This is a genomic window from Pseudomonas sp. WJP1, assembly GCF_028471945.1.
Taxonomy (GTDB): domain Bacteria; phylum Pseudomonadota; class Gammaproteobacteria; order Pseudomonadales; family Pseudomonadaceae; genus Aquipseudomonas.
The window spans coordinates 4587153-4605138 of sequence record NZ_CP110128.1; the positions used below are offsets into that span (position 1 = coordinate 4587153).

The window sequence follows — 17986 nt, forward strand, 5'->3', positions numbered from 1 at the left end:
GGATGCCGCTCACATCGTCTCGCCCGGCGTTCGACAAAGGCTGAAGGAAAACGCCCTTGGAACGGTCAGAGAAATACGGACTATCAACTTTAGGGAAAAAACTCTTAAAAAAAAGCACTTTTCTTACATATCGCCAGCCAGAAATTGCTTTAGATAAGCCTTGTCCACCCACCAGTGACGCTGATTCTAGAGCAGCGATGCTCACCGAGACTACCCATGACGACGTACATTACGTCGGCAAACCCAAGAAAAGGACTTCATATGTGCACACTGACACACTTTGCCCATCCCCAGGCATCTTACTCCAACATCCCGGCTTCCCTGCACCCCGCAGTGTTTCTTGCTGCCGAGGCCGCCCCCCGTGCCCCTAAGCCGCCACGATTTCACGTAGTCCTGGCAGGCAACGCGTTCTTTCATATCAAGGAAACTTCCACGGGGCACGTAAGAGGTTTCCGCGGCGATCATAACCAGGCCTGCGCCCTCGCCCGCGCGCTTGAGTCACGTATGTGACACTTTCGTCCCGTTTTCCCTGGCAGGTTTCGCCAGGCCTGCGACTTTACTCAGCCGCAAGCAGGCAACTGCTGCCATACTGCCCGACCAATCAAACGCGCCTCCCCGTGGCGGGCGCGTTAAACAACAATATTTTTCATGGGATGGCCGCAACGTGACGGAATTTGATATCGGCGAGTTTTTCATCCGGGGCGAAGCCAGGGAGATCGATGGCGAGTTCCAGGCCGTGATCGTGATGCGCGCCAAGCCGCCGCTGAAAACCGTGACCTATCATCAGGTCGAGAAAGATCGCTGGTTCAAGTCCTCCGACATCGCCGCCCTCGCCGCACAGGAATCGGCCAAAGAACTGAAAGCCGCCGTCGATGCAGGTGCCTTGAAAACCTGACACGCGGATTTGCGGTCTATGCTCACTGCTGCGTTTGCACATCGTTTTCGAACTTACTGAAGCACGGCTCCCTCAGATGTAACGGAGGCGTCCTTCATCTCTCTCATTCGACGCGACCTAGAGCTGCCAGGAGATCAAGATGGAATCACCGACCCACGACTTGAAAGGCTTGTTCGACCAGCTCGGCCTGGACTCCAGCCAGAACGCCATTGACGATTTCATTGCCAGCCATTCCCCCCTGCCCAACGACAAAAAACTCATCGATGCCGAGTTCTGGACCTCCCAACAGGCAGGCTTCCTCAAGGAACAACTGCGTGAAGATGCCGATTGGGCGCGGGTGGTCGACGACCTGAACCTGCGCATGCATCAGCGTCACTAGCCTCAGGCACAGTGCAGGTTGCCTGGCGTTTCGGCGCGCAATTGCGCCAGCCAGGCAGCCTTGCACTCTTCGGCTTCATTGCGACTGGAGTACGCCGTGCCACGGCGTTCGCCATTGAGCAGCACCACCCAGCAGATGCTTTGCCCCAACGCCCGCAGATTGGCGGGTACTCCACTGCCGATCATGACCGCGACATCAACCTTACTGTGCATGTTGCGCCTCGAATTCCGTTAGCAACCTAACTAATAGAGGTATGGTAACGACTCCGCGGGCGGGGAAACAATATCGACTTTGTACAGCTTAGTTACCAGAATTGTAACAATCGCCGTCCGTCATCGTAACGGTGTTGGTTTTAGGTGGGTGCTGCAGGAGCGTATTTGAATTGGGTGTATATCCGTTGCTGCGGTGCCACTTAGGGTTTCGCCCTTACTGTAGGAGCGAGCATGCTCGCGATGAACCTGAGAGCTCCGAGGGGTGTCAGGTGCCCAGCGTCATCGTTGACGACCATCGCGAGCATGCTCGCTCCTACAGGGGTAACGCGTACGCCTCCCGATCAGGTCGGCTTTAAGGCCGCCTCGCTTTTGCTTTGGATCTGGGTGCCCCGTTAACCACGATGGCCGAACGCAGGCATTGCGCAGTGGGCAAACCGGCAGGACGCCGGTTTAGCCGCGCTGGGCCAAGGATGGCCCATCGCGGCGACCCACGGAGCAATGCCGGAGTGAGGGCATGCCGAGCCACAGCGAGGCACCAAGTGGTGGGGCAAAGCCTTTTGCTTACTTTTCGGCGCTTGGAAAAGTGAGTCGCCGTAAGGGCGAAACCATAAGTCGCCGTTACCGCAGCAATGGATATGCCCCCCAGTCCCTATTTCAACCCATGCTTAAGTGAACAGCATTGCGTCCATCATCGAGGGTTTTCCGGCTTGTAGCCCAAGCGCAAACCACCCCAATGACGCCCCTTGAGCATGATCGGCACTGACAGGTCGTGCATCAGCTCACCGGTGTCACGAGTGTAGGTTTGCAACAGCACGGCCTGCTGATGGCTGCCACAGCGGATCCCCGTTCGGTCGGTGAACTTGCGTTTGCTGCGGTTGTTCAGGGTATCGCGTTGTACGTCGCCGGTCAGTGGCTGGCTGAACGTTTTGTTATGCGTCGGCACATAACCCTGCTGGGTGCAGGCGATGGCGAACACCAGGCCTTCGTGGCGTGGCAGTAGCGGCTCCTGGATTGCCGGCAAGACCTGATCGGTGTAACGATCGAAACGCGTCCGGTATTTGGCCGGTTGGGTATCGGGGATCGGCTGGTACTGGCGGTCGAACAGGTCTTCGAGGCTGATGTGCCCCGCATCGATGTCCGCCTCGAAACGCGCCGCAATCTGGCTCGCGCCTTCCCGGGCCAGGTCGTAGATCCGCTGGTGGTAGTCATCCAGCCCGACTTCGGCGAGGCGCTCGCTGATGGTCTCGGCCTGGCCTTCCATCTGCACCGCTGCCAGGGCCAGGCGCTGGGTCTGTTGGTCACTGATCGCGAGGTCGCTGCGCATCTGCTCGATGGCGTGAAACAGGCTATCGAGTTGTTCACGGTTGGTTTCGGCACCGCGGGCGATTTCTCCGACCTGGCTTTCGACACCGGCGGCCAGGCGGGCAATGTTTTCCAGGTGCTGGCCGGTCTGTTCGACCTGGCCGACGCCAGTGTCGAGGTCACTGGACAACTGGCGGATCTGCTCGACCACTTGCGCGGTGCGTTGCTGGATATCGGCCACCATGTCGCCGACTTCTCCGGTGGCCGTGGCGGTGCGCGCGGCAAGCCCGCGCACCTCATCGGCCACCACCGCGAAGCCACGACCGTGCTCTCCAGCCCGCGCCGCTTCGATGGCCGCGTTCAAGGCCAGCAAGTTGGTCTGGCTGGCGATGGACTGGATCACCAGCGTGACCCGCTGAATCTCGTCGCTGCGCAGGCTCAGGGCTTCGATCAGCTCACGGCTGTTGTTGGCCCGCTGGCTGAGCTGGTGCATGCGCGCAATGGACTCGATCAACTCGGTACGCCCTGCCACGCCGCTTTGATGCGCTTCACTCGCGGCACTCAGGGCCTGGCGACTGAGGGTCGAGGTGGCCTGCTCCGTGGCGATCATGACGTCGGCATTGCCGACGATTTGCGCTGCCGCACCCAGTTGCGATTGCAACTTGTCGGCCAGTTGCTTGACCGAGTAGGCCACGCCCGCGGCGGACAAGGCGTTATGACTGGTGGTGTAGGACAGTTCGCGGGTTAACGCCGAGAGCGCGCTGGACGTATCGACAGGCACAGCTGCGGGTATTGCGCGCGAGCGCAGGCGCGGCAGCCAGATGATCAGCACGGCCATCGGCAGGCCAAGGTAAAGCGACCAGCCGCCCAGGGTCATGCCACACAACAACAGCACCACGGCGATGCTTTGCAGTGTCGGCGTCAACCAGCGGTTGTTCGGCAAAAGCACGGGTGCAGGCACTGCCGCCACCCGAGATCCGTCTCTCGTCATCTTTTTCACCCCGCCAATTTCTATTTGTTGTCTTCGCATTAAACGCCAGCATAAGGCCATTATCCATGAGCCTTTAGTCGGGGACGTTGCAGCAGATCAATAGAAGTTCGGGGGGATTGTGTAGACGTCGAAAAGCAAAGATCGCAGCCTGCGGCAGCTCCTACATGAGTTCACTTGAACCCGTAGGAGCTGCCGCAGGCTGCGATCTTTTCCAGGCAGCCCCGGTTAAATGGGCTACCCGACAGAATCAGGCCTGACGCTGGTGCTTGTCGATCTGCTCGTGACGTTCTTGAGCTTCGATGCAGTACTTGGTGGTCGGGCTGATCAGCAGGCGCTTGAGGCCGATTGGCTCGCCGCTGTCATCGCACCAGCCAAAGCTGTCTTCCTTGATGCGTTCCAGGGCTTGCTCCAACTGCGGCAGCATGCGCTGATCACGATCGATCGCGTTCACGAGCCAAGTGCGCTCTTCTTCGACGGAAGCGGCGTCAGCCGGGTCGGCCGGGGTGTCCAGGCTTTCGATGGCGATGCGGTTCTGTTCGATGCGCTCATGGGTTTCGACTTTCATGTTCTGCAACAGCTCGGAGAAAAAAGCATGTTGCTCGGCATTCATGTAGTCATCCGCCGGCATGGCCAGCAACTTGTCCTTTGTCATTGATATCTCTATAAAAAAACGTGCATTAAGGCGAATTAGGGAGCGTTGCGGCGGACCATCGAAGGTCATCGCAAAGGCGCCGTTTATACCAAGCGCCACCCGGCACTCAATTTACGAGGGGCGGCAGTCTAAGGCCGACTTGAGGCCTCAGCAACTGAAAAGACAGCGAATTTGTCCGACAAAGCCTCGAAAATGCTCTAAGACAGGCATCCAGGCGCATATCGGAGTGCGTTTATAGCAAGAAATTCAATCCTGCGAAGCTTATATGGAAGACAAACCGCTGAGCTGCATGCCCCGGTTTGCAGGTCGACCGGGCTCAGCTAAGGTTGTCCCTCGCGAAATGGCTATCTCAAGGAGCGGTTATATGAAGCTGATCGGCATGCTGGATTCACCTTACGTGCGACGCGTCGCCATTTCTGCCAAGCGCCTGGGCATTGCCCTGGAGCACGAATCGGTGTCGGTGTTCAGGACTTTCGAACAATTTCGGCAGATCAACCCGGTGGTCAAGGCGCCTACCCTGATCCTGGATGAAGGTGAAGTGTTGATGGATTCGACGCTGATCATCGATTACCTGGAGGCGCTGGCCGGCCCGGAACGCAGCCTGATGCCCGAGGGTATCGAACATCGCCTGCGCTCATTGCGCCTGATTGGCCTGGCGTTGGCCGCCAGCGAAAAGTCGGTGCAGCTTTATTATGAGCGCAACCTGCGCCCGGCAGAGATCCAGTTCCAGCCCTGGGTCGAGCGAGTCGAGGGGCAATTGGCGGCCGCCTATTCGGCGCTGGAACAGGAGCTGGAAAAACAGCCGCTGAAAACCGATGGTTCGATCGCTCAGGATGGCATCACGCTGGCCGTGGCTTGGAGCTTTACCAATCTGGTGGTGCCGTATCAGGTTGATGTCGCGCAGTTTCCGCGGATCGCTGCATTTACCGCGTATGCCGAGGGGCTTGAGGCGTTCGTAAGTACTCCGATTGACGGATGAGTTTATTGCGCCTGGTCTGGCCTCATCGCGAGCAGGCTCGCTCCCACAGGGGTATGCATTCCAAATGTGGGAGCGGCGGTGCGACGATTCGACTTGCTCGCGAAGAGGGAGCGACATTCAACATCGATTTAATTGGCTATCCCACAAAACAAAAACGCCGCTCCTGCCAAAGAAGACAGAAGCGGCAGAGGCACAAGCCCCGCAAGATCAATGCATGAACAAGGCGATCAGGATGATGATCGGGATTGGTACGCCGAGAAAGAACAACAGTAATGAACGCATGATGATTCTCCTGGGTTAGCGAATCGCAGCGGTGGTGACGTAGGTGTCGGTTTCCAGATACACCACGGCATCCCGGCGACGACCGCCGAAGGTGGCGGCAAGGCTGGCGAAGAACGCGCCGGCCAGTAGCGCGACGAACATCCACAAGGTGGTCCAGGCGGCGACTTTGGCGGCGGTATCGGCCGCTTGTTGCGCCGCCAGCTTGGCGTCGGCCACGGCTTTTTGCGTACGGGCATACACCTCGTCGACACGACGCTCCGCGTCCGCTTGCGTCATGTTGGTCCGCTGCGCCACCAGTTGTGCCAGGTAGGTGCGGTCTTCAGCGGACAACTGGCCGTCTTTCAGGGAGCGCACGAAAATGCGCGTTACCGTGCCTCGAGCCGCGTCATCGCTGACGGCGGCCGGCTGGTCGTTGCGAAACAGGCTGTCGATGTAGTAGCCATACTGATCGCTGTCAGTGTTGGCTGCCGCGGTGCCCGCCGCGGCTGTCATGGCCGTGGCGGCGCCACCGGCAACCTGCGCCCCGGCCTGGACGCCACCGCTGACGATGCTGCTGACCGAACCGGCCACCAGCGTCGCCGTCACCAGCGTCGCCACGCACCAGGCGAGAAAGCCGTGGGCGGTGTCGCGAAAGTAGACTTCATCGCCATGCATATACGCCCACTTCACCCGCAGCCGGCCGGCGATGTAGCCACCGGCCCCGGAAGCAACGATCTGTGTAACCGCCAGCCAGACAATCGTCGATATGCCCAGGCCCTTGGCGCTCATGCCTTCATTGGCCCACGGCGAAACCGCCGAGAACCCCAGGCCGAATCCGAGCAGCACCAGGATCAGCGACAACGCCGCCGCAGCCGCGGCCCCGGCGAAGATCGCACCCCAGGACACGCCGGACACCGTGCTCGACTCATCCGTGGTGGGGTAGAAACCCTCAGAGGATCTATTCATTGTTTTATCGCTCCAGGCAGAAAGATGGTGTTACAAGTCTCGAAGGAGCAATTGCAGTCAGCGTGCCAGTCGCGGTTTTTTAATAAATCCCGTTCTTTCAGCGGCTTAGAAAGTTTGAACTTCCCAGGTCCATGCAATTTGCAACGAAAGGCTGGTCGCAGCGGGTTTTATGCATTGACCAACACTGGATTTGTCCATGAACTTTTATTTAGTAAGCGGGCGATCATTTCTTGGCAAAATGGCCCACCACGTTGTGAATATTAATCAGGCCAGCCTTATGACCCGCATCTTGACCATCGAAGACGACGCCGTGACCGCCCGGGAAATTGTCGCTGAACTGAGCAGCCACGGCCTCGACGTCGACTGGGTCGACAACGGGCGCGAGGGGCTGGAACGTGCGGTCAGCGGCCACTATGACCTGATTACCCTTGACCGCATGCTGCCCGAGCTCGACGGCCTGGCGATTGTCACCACGTTGCGCACCATGGGCGTGGCCACGCCTATCCTGATGATCAGCGCCCTCTCCGATGTCGACGAGCGCGTGCGCGGCTTGCGTGCCGGGGGTGACGATTACCTGACCAAACCCTTCGCCACCGATGAAATGGCCGCCCGGGTCGAAGTGCTGCTGCGTCGGCAGAACAACGTGACGGCCCAGGCCACTACGTTGCGGGTGGCGGACCTGGAGCTGAACCTGATCAGCCACGAAGCCAGCCGTAACGGCGAATTGCTCACGCTGCTGCCCACCGAATACAAACTGCTGGAATTCCTGATGCGCAACACCGGGCAAATCCTCTCGCGGATGATGATTTTCGAAGAGGTCTGGGGTTATCACTTCGACCCCGGCACCAATTTGATCGACGTGCACATCGGCCGCCTGCGCAAGAAAATCGACCCACCTGGCAATGTCCCGTTGATTCGAACCGTACGAGGCTCGGGTTATGTCATTGCCGAACCCGTCTAAAGGCTGGCGCTCTTCCACCAGTCGCCTGCTGGCGCTGTACAGTGCGTTGTTCGTGGCCTGGAGCGGGATTCTCATGGGGGTCATGTACTACGAGGTGTCCGCTTACCTCGACAACCTGGCCAAGCATTCGCTGATGCAACGCCAGCATCTGTTTTCGCACTTCCAGGGCGATCAACTGACCGACGCCCTCGCCGTCAGCATGACCTTCGACATCCGCGGCATCGACGCCTACGGCCTGTTCGATGCTCAGCACCGTTACCTCAGCGGCGCCCTGCGCCACATTCCGAAAGGCCTGCCGCTGGACGGCAAGATTCACATGCTCAACGACTGCGCCGAGTCCGACGACCCGACCCTGCCCATCGACAGCTGCGACGCCGTGGCCACCCAGACCAAGGATGGCCGCTGGCTGATCCTGGTGCGCGACAACGGTTCGTTGTTTGCCGTGACCCGGATCATCCTCCACGCCTTGTTCTGGGGCGTGACCCTGACCATCCTGCCGGGCATCGTCGGTTGGCACCTGTTGCGCCGCCGGCCGCTGCGGCGCATTCGCGCGATCCAGGGCAGCGCCGAAGCCATCGTCGCCGGTGACCTGACCCGGCGCCTGCCGCTGTCCAACCGCCGCGATGAACTGGACATGCTCGCTGCCATCGTCAACGCCATGCTCGAACGCATCGAGCGCTTGATGAACGAGGTCAAGGGCGTGTGCGACAACATCGCCCATGACTTGCGCACCCCATTGACCCGCCTGCGCGCGCAGCTTTATCGCATGCAGCAACAGGCCGGCGAAGGGTCGACGCAAGCGACACAACTGGACGCGGTGCTGGCCGAAGCCGACACCCTGATGGCGCGTTTTCGCGGGTTGCTGCGGATTTCCGAACTGGAGGATCGCCAGCGCCGATCCGGTTTCGTGCAGCTCGACCCGGTGTCGCTGCTGCAGGAACTGCATGAGTTCTATCTGCCGTTGGCCGAGGACGATGGCCTGACGTTCGAACTGCAACTGCCCGCATCGTTGCCTTCGCTCAATGGCGATCGCGCCTTGCTGTTCGAGGCGGTGGCCAATCTGCTGAGCAACTCGATCAAATTCACCCCGCCGGGTGGCCAGGTGATTTTGCGCGGGGTCGAGGACAACGGGCATACCCGCATCGAAGTGCACGACTGCGGCCCGGGCATTCCGGACGCTGAACGAGAGGCGGTGTTCCAGCGTTTCTATCGCGCCGAGGCGGGAAACCTGAAAAGCGGTTTCGGCTTGGGGCTGTCGATCGTCGCGGCGATTGTCAGCTTGCACGGGTTTGCGCTGGAGGTGGGCACGAGTGAGTTGGGTGGGGCACGGTTGGTGCTCGATTGCCAGGAAAGTTTGATTCCTCAGACCTGACACTGACTCACAGACAAAGCCCCCCCCTGTAGGAGTGAGCCTGCTCGCGATAGCGGTTTAGCAGTCGAATATGAGTCGCCTGACACTCCGCCATCGCGAGCAGGCTCGCTCCTACAGGGGGGGTTGTGGTGTTGTCAGGCTGGGTAGTTGGCCCGCAGGGCCTCAAGCCCACCCTGATAAATCCCGGTAAACAACGCCACCACTTCCTCGTCGCTCACCCCCACCGGCTCAAACCGACCGGACCAGGTCACCCGGGCGCCCTGCCCCTGCGCTTCAACGCGGATCGTCGCCAGATAATCAGTGGCCGGAAACGGCGCCTGCAGGATCGAGTAGCTGTAGGTCTTGCCATCGTTGTCGAACGCTTGCAGACGCTCGATCACCACCGCCCCGTCCGCCGTCTGCAGGCTGCGCACCCGTCCGCCTTCGCTGAGCTCGCTCTTGGGAATGAACGGCAGCCAGTCCGGCAGCGAATTGAAACCGCCGATCAATTGCCAGACCTGATCGGCCGAGGCCGGGATGTCGATGGATGCTGAGGTTGTTGCCATGAAAAATAGACTCCAGATTGAAAAAGGTTCAGATGGCCAGGCTGTCGACGACGCCGCCGTCGACCCGCAGGGCGGCGCCGGTGGTGGCCGAGGATAAAGGCGAAGCGATGTACGCCACCAGGTTTGCCACCTCCTCGACATCCGCCACGCGCTGGATGATCGAGCTCGGCCGGGCCTTGCGCACGAACGCATCGGCTTCTTCCCGAACGCTGCGTCCGGAAGCGGCGATGGCATCCTTGAGCATTTCCTCCACTCCGTCGGTGAGGGTCGGCCCCGGCAGGATCGAGTTGACGGTCACCCCGGTGCCCGCCAGGCGCTTGGCCAGGCCATGGGACACGGCGAGGTTGGCGCTTTTGGTCACGCCGTAGTTGATCATCTCGGCGGGGATCGCCACGCCGGATTCCGAAGACAGGAAAATCACCCGGCCCCAGCCCTGCTTGACCATGTCCGGCACGTAATGCCGGGCCAGGCGCACACCGGAGATCACGTTGACTTCGTAGAAGCGTGTCCACTCGCTGTCCGGGGTCTCGAAGAAGTCCACATCGTTGTAGATCCCGAGGTTGTTCACCAGCACGTCGGCACGGGGTTCGGCGGCGAACAATTTTTCCGCGCCTTCAGCCGTACCCAGGTCGGCGGTCAGCCCGCGTAGTTGGGCACCGGGCACTTGCTGACGAATGCTCGCCAGCGCCTGCTCGACCTTGGCCGTATCGCGGCCGATCACCACCACCGTGGCGCCGCATTCGGCCAGCGCCTTGCTGATGCCCAGGCCGATACCGGCTGTGCTGCCGCTGACAATCGCCAGTTTTCCACTCAGATCGATTTTCATGCTCAAGCTCCAATGATGGGTAATGGGGCACGCTCGCAGATCAGCTTCGCGTCACGCAGTGCCTGCCAGAAAGCGGCGGGAATCACCTCGGACAATGCGGCGACATCTTCGGCAATCCGCTCGGGACGGCTGGCACCTGGAATCGCCGCCGCCACCGCCGGGTTGGCCAGGGAGAACTGCAAGGCAGCCGCTTTGATGCTGACGCCGTGGGCAGCGGCGATGCGCTTGATCTGCTCGACTTTATTGATGATCTGCGGGCTGGCCTTCTGGTATTCGAAGTGCGCGCCACCGGCCAGGATCCCCGAGCTGTACGGACCGCCGACCACGATCTCGACGTTCTGCGCCAGTGCCGCGTCCATCAGGCGCTGCAAGGCACGATCATGGTCGAGCAGAGTGTAGCGACCCGCCAGCAGAAAGCCGTCAGGCTGCGCTTCGCTCAAGTCCAGGGTCAATTCGCACGGCTCGACCTTGTTCACGCCCAGGCCCCAGCCCTTGATCACGCCTTCTTCACGCAGGCGGGTCAGCACTTTGAACGCGCCGGTGCGGGCCTGGTTGAAGTACTCCAGCCATTGATCTCCGTAGAAGTCCTGGGCGATGTCGTGCACCCAGACGATGTCAAGGCGATCGGTTTGCAAACGCTTGAGGCTGTCTTCGATGGAACGCAGGGTCGCATCGGCGCTGTAGTCGTTGACGATCCTGTTCGGCAGACCGTGTTCGAACACCCCGCTCTTCTCGCCCAGATCACGGGCCGCGGCGTCTTCGACTTCGTCGAGAATCACCCGGCCGACCTTGCTGCTCAGTACATAGTCATCGCGGTTGTAGCGCGACAGTGCCTGGCCCAGGCGAATTTCCGACAGGCCCGAACCGTAGAACGGCGCGGTATCGAAGTAACGCACGCCGGCATCCCAGGCGGCATGCACGGTGGCTTGCGCTTCTTCTTCGGGAATGGCGCGGAACATGTTGCCGAGCGGTGCAGTGCCGAAACCCAGTGCGCCGGGCAGTTTGTCTTTCAAGCTCATATCTAAATCCTCGTCAGTTCAGAGGTCAGGTGGTGACCGTTGAGCAGATCCTAGATTGCGACTATCGGACCGTCCAAGACATAATGCGCAGCACTTGAGTCCCTAGAGGTCTGACATGATCGACATCCGCCAATTGCGCTACTTCGTCGCCGTCGCCGAGGAAGAACACGTCGGTCGCGCCGCCGAGCGCCTGCACATTTCCCAGTCACCCCTGAGCCGGCAGATCGCCCAGCTCGAAGAACGCCTGGGCCTGACCCTGTTCGAGCGCAGCCAGCAACGCATCCGCCTGACCCGCGACGGCCAGACCTTCCTCGCCGAAACCCGCGCGTTGCTGACCCACGCCAACCGCCTGGAATCCCTGGGCAAACGCCTGGGTCGCGGCGAGGAAGGCGGCCTGTGCATCGGCTACATCGAAAACGCCATGCACGCCGGCGTCCTGCCCAATGCCTTGCGCGTGCTGCGCAGCGACCGGCCGAACGTGCACGTCGCGCTGTACAACCTGAGCTCCAGCGAACAACTCGAAGGTCTGCGACAGCGTAGTCTGGATATCGCCCTGGTCAGTGAACCGCCGACCGATGACGACCCTGACCTGCTGGGCTTCCAGGTGCTGGACGACCCGATGCTGCTGGCCCTGCCCGAACATCACCCGCTGGCCAGCCAGGCACAACTGACCGCCGCCGACCTGGCCGAACAGGAGTGGATCGGCGTGCAGCACCAGAATGTCACCGGCCGCGAGAACTTCGTCAGCGCCTGCATCCGCGCAGGCTTCACCCCGGACATCCGCATGGAAGCCACCGGCCCCTTCACGGCAATGGCGCTGGTGGCCTCGGGGCTGGGCATCGCCATGATCCAGAAAGGCCTGAGCCGCAACGCACCGCCGGGCGTGGTGCTGCGGGAAGTGCCGTGGATTCCGCTCACCAGGCCGCTGTGGGCGGCGTGGCACCGGATCAATTTGCGGCCATTGGTTGAGACGTTCAGGAAGGTGTTGACGGAGCCGGAGCCGGTTCCTGCCTAGTGCCCAAATCTCTGTGTGGCGAAGGGATTTATCCCTGTCAGGGCGCGAAGTGGCCTCAAAACCGTAAACCGCGAGATAACTTAATGTAAGAAACTGCAATTGGGAGAAAGGAAGATTTTCTATTTAGCTATTTCACCTATAACAAAAAAAATCCAAAAACTGGTACTTATTACAGGTTCACGCTTAATCTCAAGTCACTACAATCATTATTACGGCTCGCAATGCAAGCCCTTGTTGCCCGTATCAAAAAAATCCCCTCCGTAATTTTTCAACGAATGAGGTGACACCATGCCAAACTACACAGGGACAGTTGAATCCTTCACCACATACAACCCATTCCCCGATGCTCCGATCAACACGACCCAGTACGCCGTCACGATCGCCCCTGATGGCGGAGGAAGCGCCATAACTTTTTCTGGCAATGATATTGGGAAACGGTACACCAAGGGAGACAAAATAACTTACTCTGGCACTCAAGGCCCAAAAGGCAACATGTTTTATAGTCTCTTTTATTGATGTTGAAACCCACGCAAAAACAGATGAACCCTCATAAATTAAACCTCTTAACCAAACCACATCAGGACACAAAAAAGAGCCCGCGGATTAATACGTCATCTTTCGAACACCACCGAGTACTCACGAACTGGGGTCGGTCTGACTGATACTCTTTAGTTGTAAATCACCCAAATCGGAACAAGCTTGCTCGTGATGGCGGACTGCCGGGCGAAAATGATGTTATTCGTCACACCGCTTTCGCGAGCAAGCCTGCACATTTGATCGGTGTCGGATGTGGATTTCGTGCTCGCTGGAAAGGTAGCGTGTAAGTGTTTGTTTAATGACTTTCAGATTTACTTCCTGAAAGCCACAACGCCTTGCGTCATTGCCTACGGGTACGCCAGAATCCGCCGGCTTGTGCGCCTTGGGTCGGGGCTCTATCGTTTGTCGGTCGCTGAAAACACAGTGATCGGGTTTGGTAGCCCGCCCCCTCATATGGCGTATAGCGCCACCCTTTTCAGGTCCTTTTTCGGTACTTGATTCAATGGTGGCTATGCGCAGGGCGCCCTTGGGCGCGCCGGTTTTTCCATATGGGCCGGTCTACCAACCTTCGTATGGCCACCACCCTTCGTTTGGTAGCGAAAGTGATGGCTCCATTAAACCCATATGGAGTTTCATCTATGCTCAAGATCACACCCGATCCACCACACACCCCCTCCACGATGTTCACCATCAACCCGCACATCAACCCCGAAACCCTGCTTGCCCATGCGTGCGAATCACTGGCCTCGGCCAATGTCATGGCCAACGATCTGGCGGGTTTTCTGCAGGGAACTCATCGCAATACGCTGCTGGGCATCGCCCAAGTCATCATGCTCGGCGAACTAGCGGTGAACCGCGCACTGGATCAGCTCGACCCGCCTTAAGCTGCCCCCCCTGCTGATGCCTGGGGGAGCGGGCCTGCTCGCTCCTACCAGGTTTGGTGCTTTACTGAAAAGGTCCCCAACCCCAGCGAGCCTGCCCCATGAACCGCAACGACCTGCGCCGCGTGGACATGAACCTGTTGGTGATTTTCGAGACGCTGATGTTCGAAAAGAACCTGACCCGGGCCGGGGAGAAGCTGTTCCTCGGCCAGCCCGCCGTCAGTGCGGCGCTGGCGCGGTTGCGCGATTTGTTCGACGACCCGTTGCTGGTGCGCAACGGTCGGGTGCTGGAGCCGACGCCGAGGGCGCTGGTGATTCTCAAGGAGCTGCAACCGGCCATGGACACCATTTCCGGGGCGGTGAGCCGGGCCAAGGATTTCGACCCGTCCATCAGCCGCGATGTGTTTCGCATCGGCCTGTCCGACGATGCCGAGTTCGGCCTGTTTCCGCCGTTGCTCAAGCAGATTCGCGAAGAAGCGCAGAACGTCGTGGTGGTGGTGCGCCGGGTCAATTACCTGTTGATGTCGTCGATGCTTGCCAGCGGTGAGATTTCCGTCGGCATCAGCTACACCACCGAGTTGCCGGCCAACGCCAAGCGCAAGAAGCTGCGGGACCTGAGCGTCAAGGTGCTGCGCGGCGATGACCGGCCGGGCACCCTGACCCTGGATGAGTTCTGCGAGCGGCCCCACGCGCTGGTGTCGTTTTCCGGGGACTTGAGCGGGGCCATCGACAATGACCTGGCGCGCATCGGCCGCTCCCGCCGCGTGGTGCTGGCAGTGCCGCAGTTCTCGGGCCTGCGCGCCTTGCTGGCGGGCACCGACATGCTGGCCTCGGTGCCCGATTACGCAGCCTGCGCGCTGATCGAGGGCAGCAGCCAGCTGCGCGCCGACGACCCGCCGTTCGAGATCAACCTGTCCGAACTGTCCATGGTCTGGAACGGCGTCAACGATAACGATCCGGCAGAACGTTGGTTGCGCTCGCGAATAGTGGAGCACATGTCAGCCCCACTGCCGGGGCATTGAGCGCGTTGAAGTGCGGGTCGGTCTCGCGCAGGTAGATCGGCATGTCCGTCATCGGCGGCATGGCCGGGATTTCGAAGTACATCTGGATCACCCAGCCACGGTGGTAACTGGCGTGGTTGACCACGTGCATGAGCATCGCGCCGGCCGTCATGGTGCCGCTTTCGCCGGAAACGAAAGTGAACCTCAGGGGTTTGTCCAGCGAGGCATCGGTCTGCCTCGCGCTCCAGTTGCAGTACCAGCGATCCACGTCCTGTTGCGCCAGGCGCAGCACGGCCAGTTCAGGGTGCACCAGGTCATGGGAAGTGTTGAAGCCGTGCCCTCGGCCTTCGAGGTGAGCCTGCCAGATTCGGTCCACCACATAGATGTGATTGAGCGTACCGATCATGTTCTTGAAGACCCCGGCGCGTTCTTTTTCGACTTCGCCGGGTGGCAGTAACGCCAGGTTGTCGAAGAGGCGCTGGTTGGCCCATTGTTTGTAATCGGTAAGCATGCGGGCAGTGCGTACGTTGATCATCAGATGTCTCCGATGGCGAAGAGCACATCTTCCAAGGATAGCGCTATCCGCGCGTTGCGGCGCGGGCGCTGATTATCGGTCGCGCCGCTCCTACAGGTGCAGGGCGTTCTTTACGTGCTCGGCCAGCGCCAGGCAACTGGTCAGCCCCGGCGATTCGATGCCGAACAGATTGACCAGCCCCGGCACCCCATGCTCGGCCGGACCGCTGATGCGAAAGTCCGCGGCCGGCTCGCTAGGGCCGCTGATTTTCGGGCGAATGCCGCTGTAAGCCGGTTGCAGGCTGTCATTCGGCAAGCCCGGCCAGTAGCGCCGGATGGCTGCGTAAAAGCCCTCGGCCCGGGCTGGATCCACCCGGTAATCGACCCTGTCGACCCATTCCACATCCGGCCCGAAACGCGCCTGGCCACCGAGATCGAGGGTCATGTGCACGCCCAGCCCGGCGCTTTCCGGTGCCGGGTACACCAGATGCCGGAACGGCGCACGGCCACTGAAACTGAAATAGCTGCCCTTGCACAATCGCGCCTGGGGTACGTATTGCCGTGGCAGGCCAGAAATGCGGCTCGCCACCTCCGGCGCGGACAATCCCGCACAGTTGATCAGCTCGCGGCAGCTCAAGGTCATGGGCTCGACGCCGCCCATGTGCACCTCGAAACCCTCTTCAGTACAACGGGCCGACAACAGCGGCGTATGAAAGACCAGTGACGCGCCCCAGGCTTCGGCATCGGCCTGCAGCGCCAACATCAGGCCATGGGAGTCGACGATGCCAGTGGACGGCGACCACAGCGCCGCAACGCAGGACAACTCAGGTTCCAGCGCCCGCGCCTGACCGGCCTCCAGCCATTGCAGGTCATCGAGGCCATTGCGCCGGCCCTGCTCCAGCAAACCCTGCAAGGCCACACGCTGCGCATCATCGGTGGCGACGATCAACTTGCCCAGCCTTTGATAACTGACGCTGCGCTCGTCGCAGAAAGCGTAAAGGCGTTGCTTGCCCTCCACACACAACTGCGCCTTGAGACTGCCGCTCGGGTAATAGATACCGGCGTGGATCACCTCGGAATTGCGTGAGCTGATGCCCACGCCAATCCCTTCGCCGGCCTCGACCAGGATCACTTCGCGCCCGCCCATGGCCAGGGCCCTGGCCACCGCCAGCCCGACCACACCGGCCCCGACCACCACGCAGTCGACATCAACGCTCATCACACCAGCCCTCGCTCCCGGTAATCGATCAGGCTGGAGAATATCGCCAGCAGCATGGCCATGACCACGAAGAAGATCAGCACCAGGAAATACGAACCGGTGAACTGCACGATCAACCCGATCAGGATCGGCACGATCACCCCGGCCATGTTGCCGCAGAAGTTCATGGTGCCGGCCAGTACACCGGTCTTCGACGTGCCGCCGAGGATCGACGGAATGCACCAATACATGCCGCACCAACGAATGAAAAACATCGCCACGCACAGCAGGCCGATCGCCTGGCTGGCCTCGGAGGCGTAAGCCGTTCCCAGCATGCACAGCGCCGCCACCAGTGCCGAACCGCTGAACATGCTGCGCATCACCAGGTTGGGCGAGGCGCCGCTGGATTTCCATTTATCCCCCAGGTAACCGCCGACCAGTTCGCCGACGAAGCCGCACATGAAGATCAGGAAAGTCGCGCCGCCCATGCCGGAAATGTTCAGGCCGTGGGTCTGGTGCAAGTAGCTCGGCATCCAGGTCAACAGGCCGTAGAACACGCTGAGGATGCAGCAATAACCGGCGAACATCGCCAGCACCGAACGGTCCTTGAGCAGTTCCTTGAACGGGATGCTGGTGACCGCGCCGGGCTGGCTGACCGTGGCGTTGCCCTCAGTGATGTGCGCCAGTTCCGCGGCATTGACGCCGGGGTGTTCGCTGGGGTGGTTGCGAATGTACTTCCAGGCCAGCACACCGGCGAGCATGGTGCCGACCCCGGCGATCACGAACGCGATGCGCCAGGAGTCGAACCAGCCGATCAGCCCGGCAATGATGATCGCGCCGAAGGCACTGCCCAGCGGCGCACCGCCGTCGACCAGTACCGCGCCGCGCCCGCGTTCGTTGGGTGTCAGCCAGGCGCCGTTGAGCTTGGCGCCGGCGGGCATGATCGGCGACTCGGCGATGCCCAGGCCCATGCGGGTGAGCAACAGGGTGATCCAGTTGTGCGCCCCGGCGGCCAGGGCCTGGAACGCCCCCCAGGCCACCGTCGCGACGACGATGACACGGCGGGTGTGGAAACGGTCCAGCAGCATGCCGCCGGGGATCTGCATCAAGGCGTAGGACCAGAAAAACGCGCTGAGCATCAGGCCCTCGAGGGCCGGCGGGATCTGGAACTCGCTGGAAATCAGCGGCAACGCCACCGACAGCGAGGCGCGGTCGATGTAGTTGATCGCGGTCAGCAACAACATGATGAGGAAAATTCGCCAGCGCACGTTGGTCGCACGCATCGTTGCGTTTGCTGCTGGCAACGCCAGGCTTTCGGCACTCGGATTGTTCATGTGGGGCGCTCTTATTGTTGTGGAACAAGCGGCCCCACTCTAATCACGCCCCCGAATGCTGAATAATGATGGGATCTGATTGGGGGATCACCAACGGTCATCCCCTGGAAATGCCTGAAGGATTTGAGTTGGATTCACTGGCCTCTT

Annotated in this window: 20 protein-coding genes and 1 pseudogene; 10 read left to right on the plus strand and 11 right to left on the minus strand. The window is 60.5% G+C overall.

Translation table 11 applies throughout. The annotated features are described in order from the left end of the window. Window positions 1–261: 261 nt before the first annotated feature. The 3 genes from OH720_RS20530 (at window position 262) to OH720_RS20540 (ending at window position 1274) form a co-directional block, all read left to right on the plus strand. Window positions 262–510 (plus strand): hypothetical protein, encoded by a 249-nt coding sequence (locus OH720_RS20530; RefSeq protein ID WP_272606496.1) that lies wholly within the window; start codon window positions 262–264, stop codon window positions 508–510. Window positions 511–664: 154 nt separating this feature from the next. Beyond that, window positions 665–895: a hypothetical protein gene (locus tag OH720_RS20535; protein WP_008064250.1), complete on the plus strand. Its 231-nt coding sequence runs from the start codon at window positions 665–667 to the stop codon at window positions 893–895. A gap of 139 nt (window positions 896–1034) precedes the next feature. Further along, a complete protein-coding gene (locus OH720_RS20540; RefSeq protein WP_272602684.1) occupies window positions 1035–1274 on the plus strand; it encodes a DUF2789 domain-containing protein in 240 nt (79 codons plus the stop codon). Window positions 1275–1276: 2 nt separating this feature from the next. Here OH720_RS20540 and OH720_RS20545 read toward each other — a convergent pair whose 3' ends face one another. The 4 genes and pseudogenes from OH720_RS20545 to OH720_RS20555 form a co-directional block, all read right to left on the minus strand. After that, window positions 1277–1486 carry a hypothetical protein gene (locus tag OH720_RS20545; protein ID WP_008064245.1) on the minus strand — a complete coding sequence of 70 codons (210 nt, stop codon included), beginning with the start codon at window positions 1484–1486 and terminating at the stop codon, window positions 1277–1279. Window positions 1487–1701: 215 nt separating this feature from the next. Further along, window positions 1702–1791: pseudogene (locus OH720_RS31710) on the minus strand (outer membrane lipoprotein carrier protein LolA); the annotation flags it as partial. A 383-nt stretch (window positions 1792–2174) separates the two neighbouring features. After that, window positions 2175–3839: a methyl-accepting chemotaxis protein gene (locus OH720_RS20550; protein ID WP_442967211.1), complete on the minus strand. Its 1665-nt coding sequence runs from the start codon at window positions 3837–3839 to the stop codon at window positions 2175–2177. 187 nt (window positions 3840–4026) lie between these two features. Beyond that, window positions 4027–4431, minus strand: coding sequence for a TraR/DksA family transcriptional regulator (locus OH720_RS20555; RefSeq protein ID WP_007935965.1), 405 nt, complete (start codon window positions 4429–4431; stop codon window positions 4027–4029). Window positions 4432–4795: 364 nt separating this feature from the next. Here OH720_RS20555 and OH720_RS20560 point away from each other — a divergent pair, with 364 nt between their 5' ends. Then, window positions 4796–5410: a glutathione S-transferase gene (locus tag OH720_RS20560; RefSeq protein WP_272602686.1), complete on the plus strand. Its 615-nt coding sequence runs from the start codon at window positions 4796–4798 to the stop codon at window positions 5408–5410. A 297-nt stretch (window positions 5411–5707) separates the two neighbouring features. Here the strand turns inward: OH720_RS20560 and OH720_RS20565 are convergent, their stop codons facing one another. Beyond that, a complete protein-coding gene (locus OH720_RS20565; protein ID WP_272602687.1) occupies window positions 5708–6637 on the minus strand; it encodes a hypothetical protein in 930 nt (309 codons plus the stop codon). A gap of 277 nt (window positions 6638–6914) precedes the next feature. Between OH720_RS20565 and OH720_RS20570 the strand changes: the two genes are divergently transcribed. Both OH720_RS20570 and OH720_RS20575 read left to right on the plus strand, forming a co-directional pair. Beyond that, the gene (locus OH720_RS20570) at window positions 6915–7598 is read left to right on the plus strand and encodes a response regulator transcription factor (RefSeq protein ID WP_008065329.1); all 684 of its coding nucleotides are present in this window, start codon (window positions 6915–6917) and stop codon (window positions 7596–7598) included. After that, the gene (locus tag OH720_RS20575) at window positions 7576–8970 is read left to right on the plus strand and encodes a sensor histidine kinase (protein WP_272602688.1); all 1395 of its coding nucleotides are present in this window, start codon (window positions 7576–7578) and stop codon (window positions 8968–8970) included. The genes OH720_RS20570 and OH720_RS20575 overlap by 23 nt, the downstream gene beginning before the upstream one ends. 134 nt (window positions 8971–9104) lie before the next feature. On the opposite strand, the gene OH720_RS20580 is transcribed toward OH720_RS20575, so the two are convergent. The 3 genes from OH720_RS20580 to OH720_RS20590 are packed head-to-tail and all read right to left on the minus strand — an operon-like array spanning window position 9105 to window position 11360. After that, complete coding sequence (locus OH720_RS20580; RefSeq protein ID WP_272602689.1) at window positions 9105–9515, minus strand: SRPBCC family protein; 411 nt, start codon at window positions 9513–9515, stop codon at window positions 9105–9107. Window positions 9516–9543: 28 nt separating this feature from the next. Next, window positions 9544–10341 carry an SDR family NAD(P)-dependent oxidoreductase gene (locus OH720_RS20585; protein ID WP_033044549.1) on the minus strand — a complete coding sequence of 266 codons (798 nt, stop codon included), beginning with the start codon at window positions 10339–10341 and terminating at the stop codon, window positions 9544–9546. 2 nt (window positions 10342–10343) lie between these two features. Continuing rightward, window positions 10344–11360, minus strand: a complete 1017-nt coding sequence (locus OH720_RS20590; RefSeq protein ID WP_272602690.1) for an aldo/keto reductase — start codon at window positions 11358–11360, stop codon at window positions 10344–10346. A 115-nt stretch (window positions 11361–11475) separates the two neighbouring features. On the opposite strand from OH720_RS20590, the gene OH720_RS20595 reads away from it, so the two are divergent. The 4 genes from OH720_RS20595 (at window position 11476) to OH720_RS20610 (ending at window position 14815) form a co-directional block, all read left to right on the plus strand. After that, on the plus strand, window positions 11476–12375 hold the full coding sequence (locus OH720_RS20595) for a LysR substrate-binding domain-containing protein (RefSeq protein WP_272602691.1): 900 nt from the start codon (window positions 11476–11478) through the stop codon (window positions 12373–12375). A 288-nt stretch (window positions 12376–12663) separates the two neighbouring features. Beyond that, the gene (locus tag OH720_RS20600) at window positions 12664–12891 is read left to right on the plus strand and encodes a hypothetical protein (RefSeq protein ID WP_272602692.1); all 228 of its coding nucleotides are present in this window, start codon (window positions 12664–12666) and stop codon (window positions 12889–12891) included. 659 nt (window positions 12892–13550) lie between these two features. After that, window positions 13551–13796: a DUF6124 family protein gene (locus tag OH720_RS20605; protein ID WP_272602693.1), complete on the plus strand. Its 246-nt coding sequence runs from the start codon at window positions 13551–13553 to the stop codon at window positions 13794–13796. A 98-nt stretch (window positions 13797–13894) separates the two neighbouring features. After that, complete coding sequence (locus OH720_RS20610) at window positions 13895–14815, plus strand: LysR substrate-binding domain-containing protein (RefSeq protein ID WP_272602694.1); 921 nt, start codon at window positions 13895–13897, stop codon at window positions 14813–14815. On the opposite strand, the gene OH720_RS20615 is transcribed toward OH720_RS20610, so the two are convergent. The 3 genes from OH720_RS20615 to OH720_RS20625 form a co-directional block, all read right to left on the minus strand. After that, entirely contained in the window at window positions 14736–15329 is a 594-nt protein-coding gene (locus OH720_RS20615; protein ID WP_272602695.1) for a DinB family protein, read from the minus strand. The genes OH720_RS20610 and OH720_RS20615 overlap by 80 nt on opposite strands. Window positions 15330–15419: 90 nt before the next feature. After that, entirely contained in the window at window positions 15420–16526 is a 1107-nt protein-coding gene (locus tag OH720_RS20620) for an NAD(P)/FAD-dependent oxidoreductase (protein ID WP_272602696.1), read from the minus strand. Beyond that, window positions 16526–17839 carry an MFS transporter gene (locus OH720_RS20625; RefSeq protein WP_272602697.1) on the minus strand — a complete coding sequence of 438 codons (1314 nt, stop codon included), beginning with the start codon at window positions 17837–17839 and terminating at the stop codon, window positions 16526–16528. The genes OH720_RS20620 and OH720_RS20625 overlap by 1 nt, the downstream gene beginning before the upstream one ends. Between the last annotated feature and the right edge of the window lie 147 nt (window positions 17840–17986).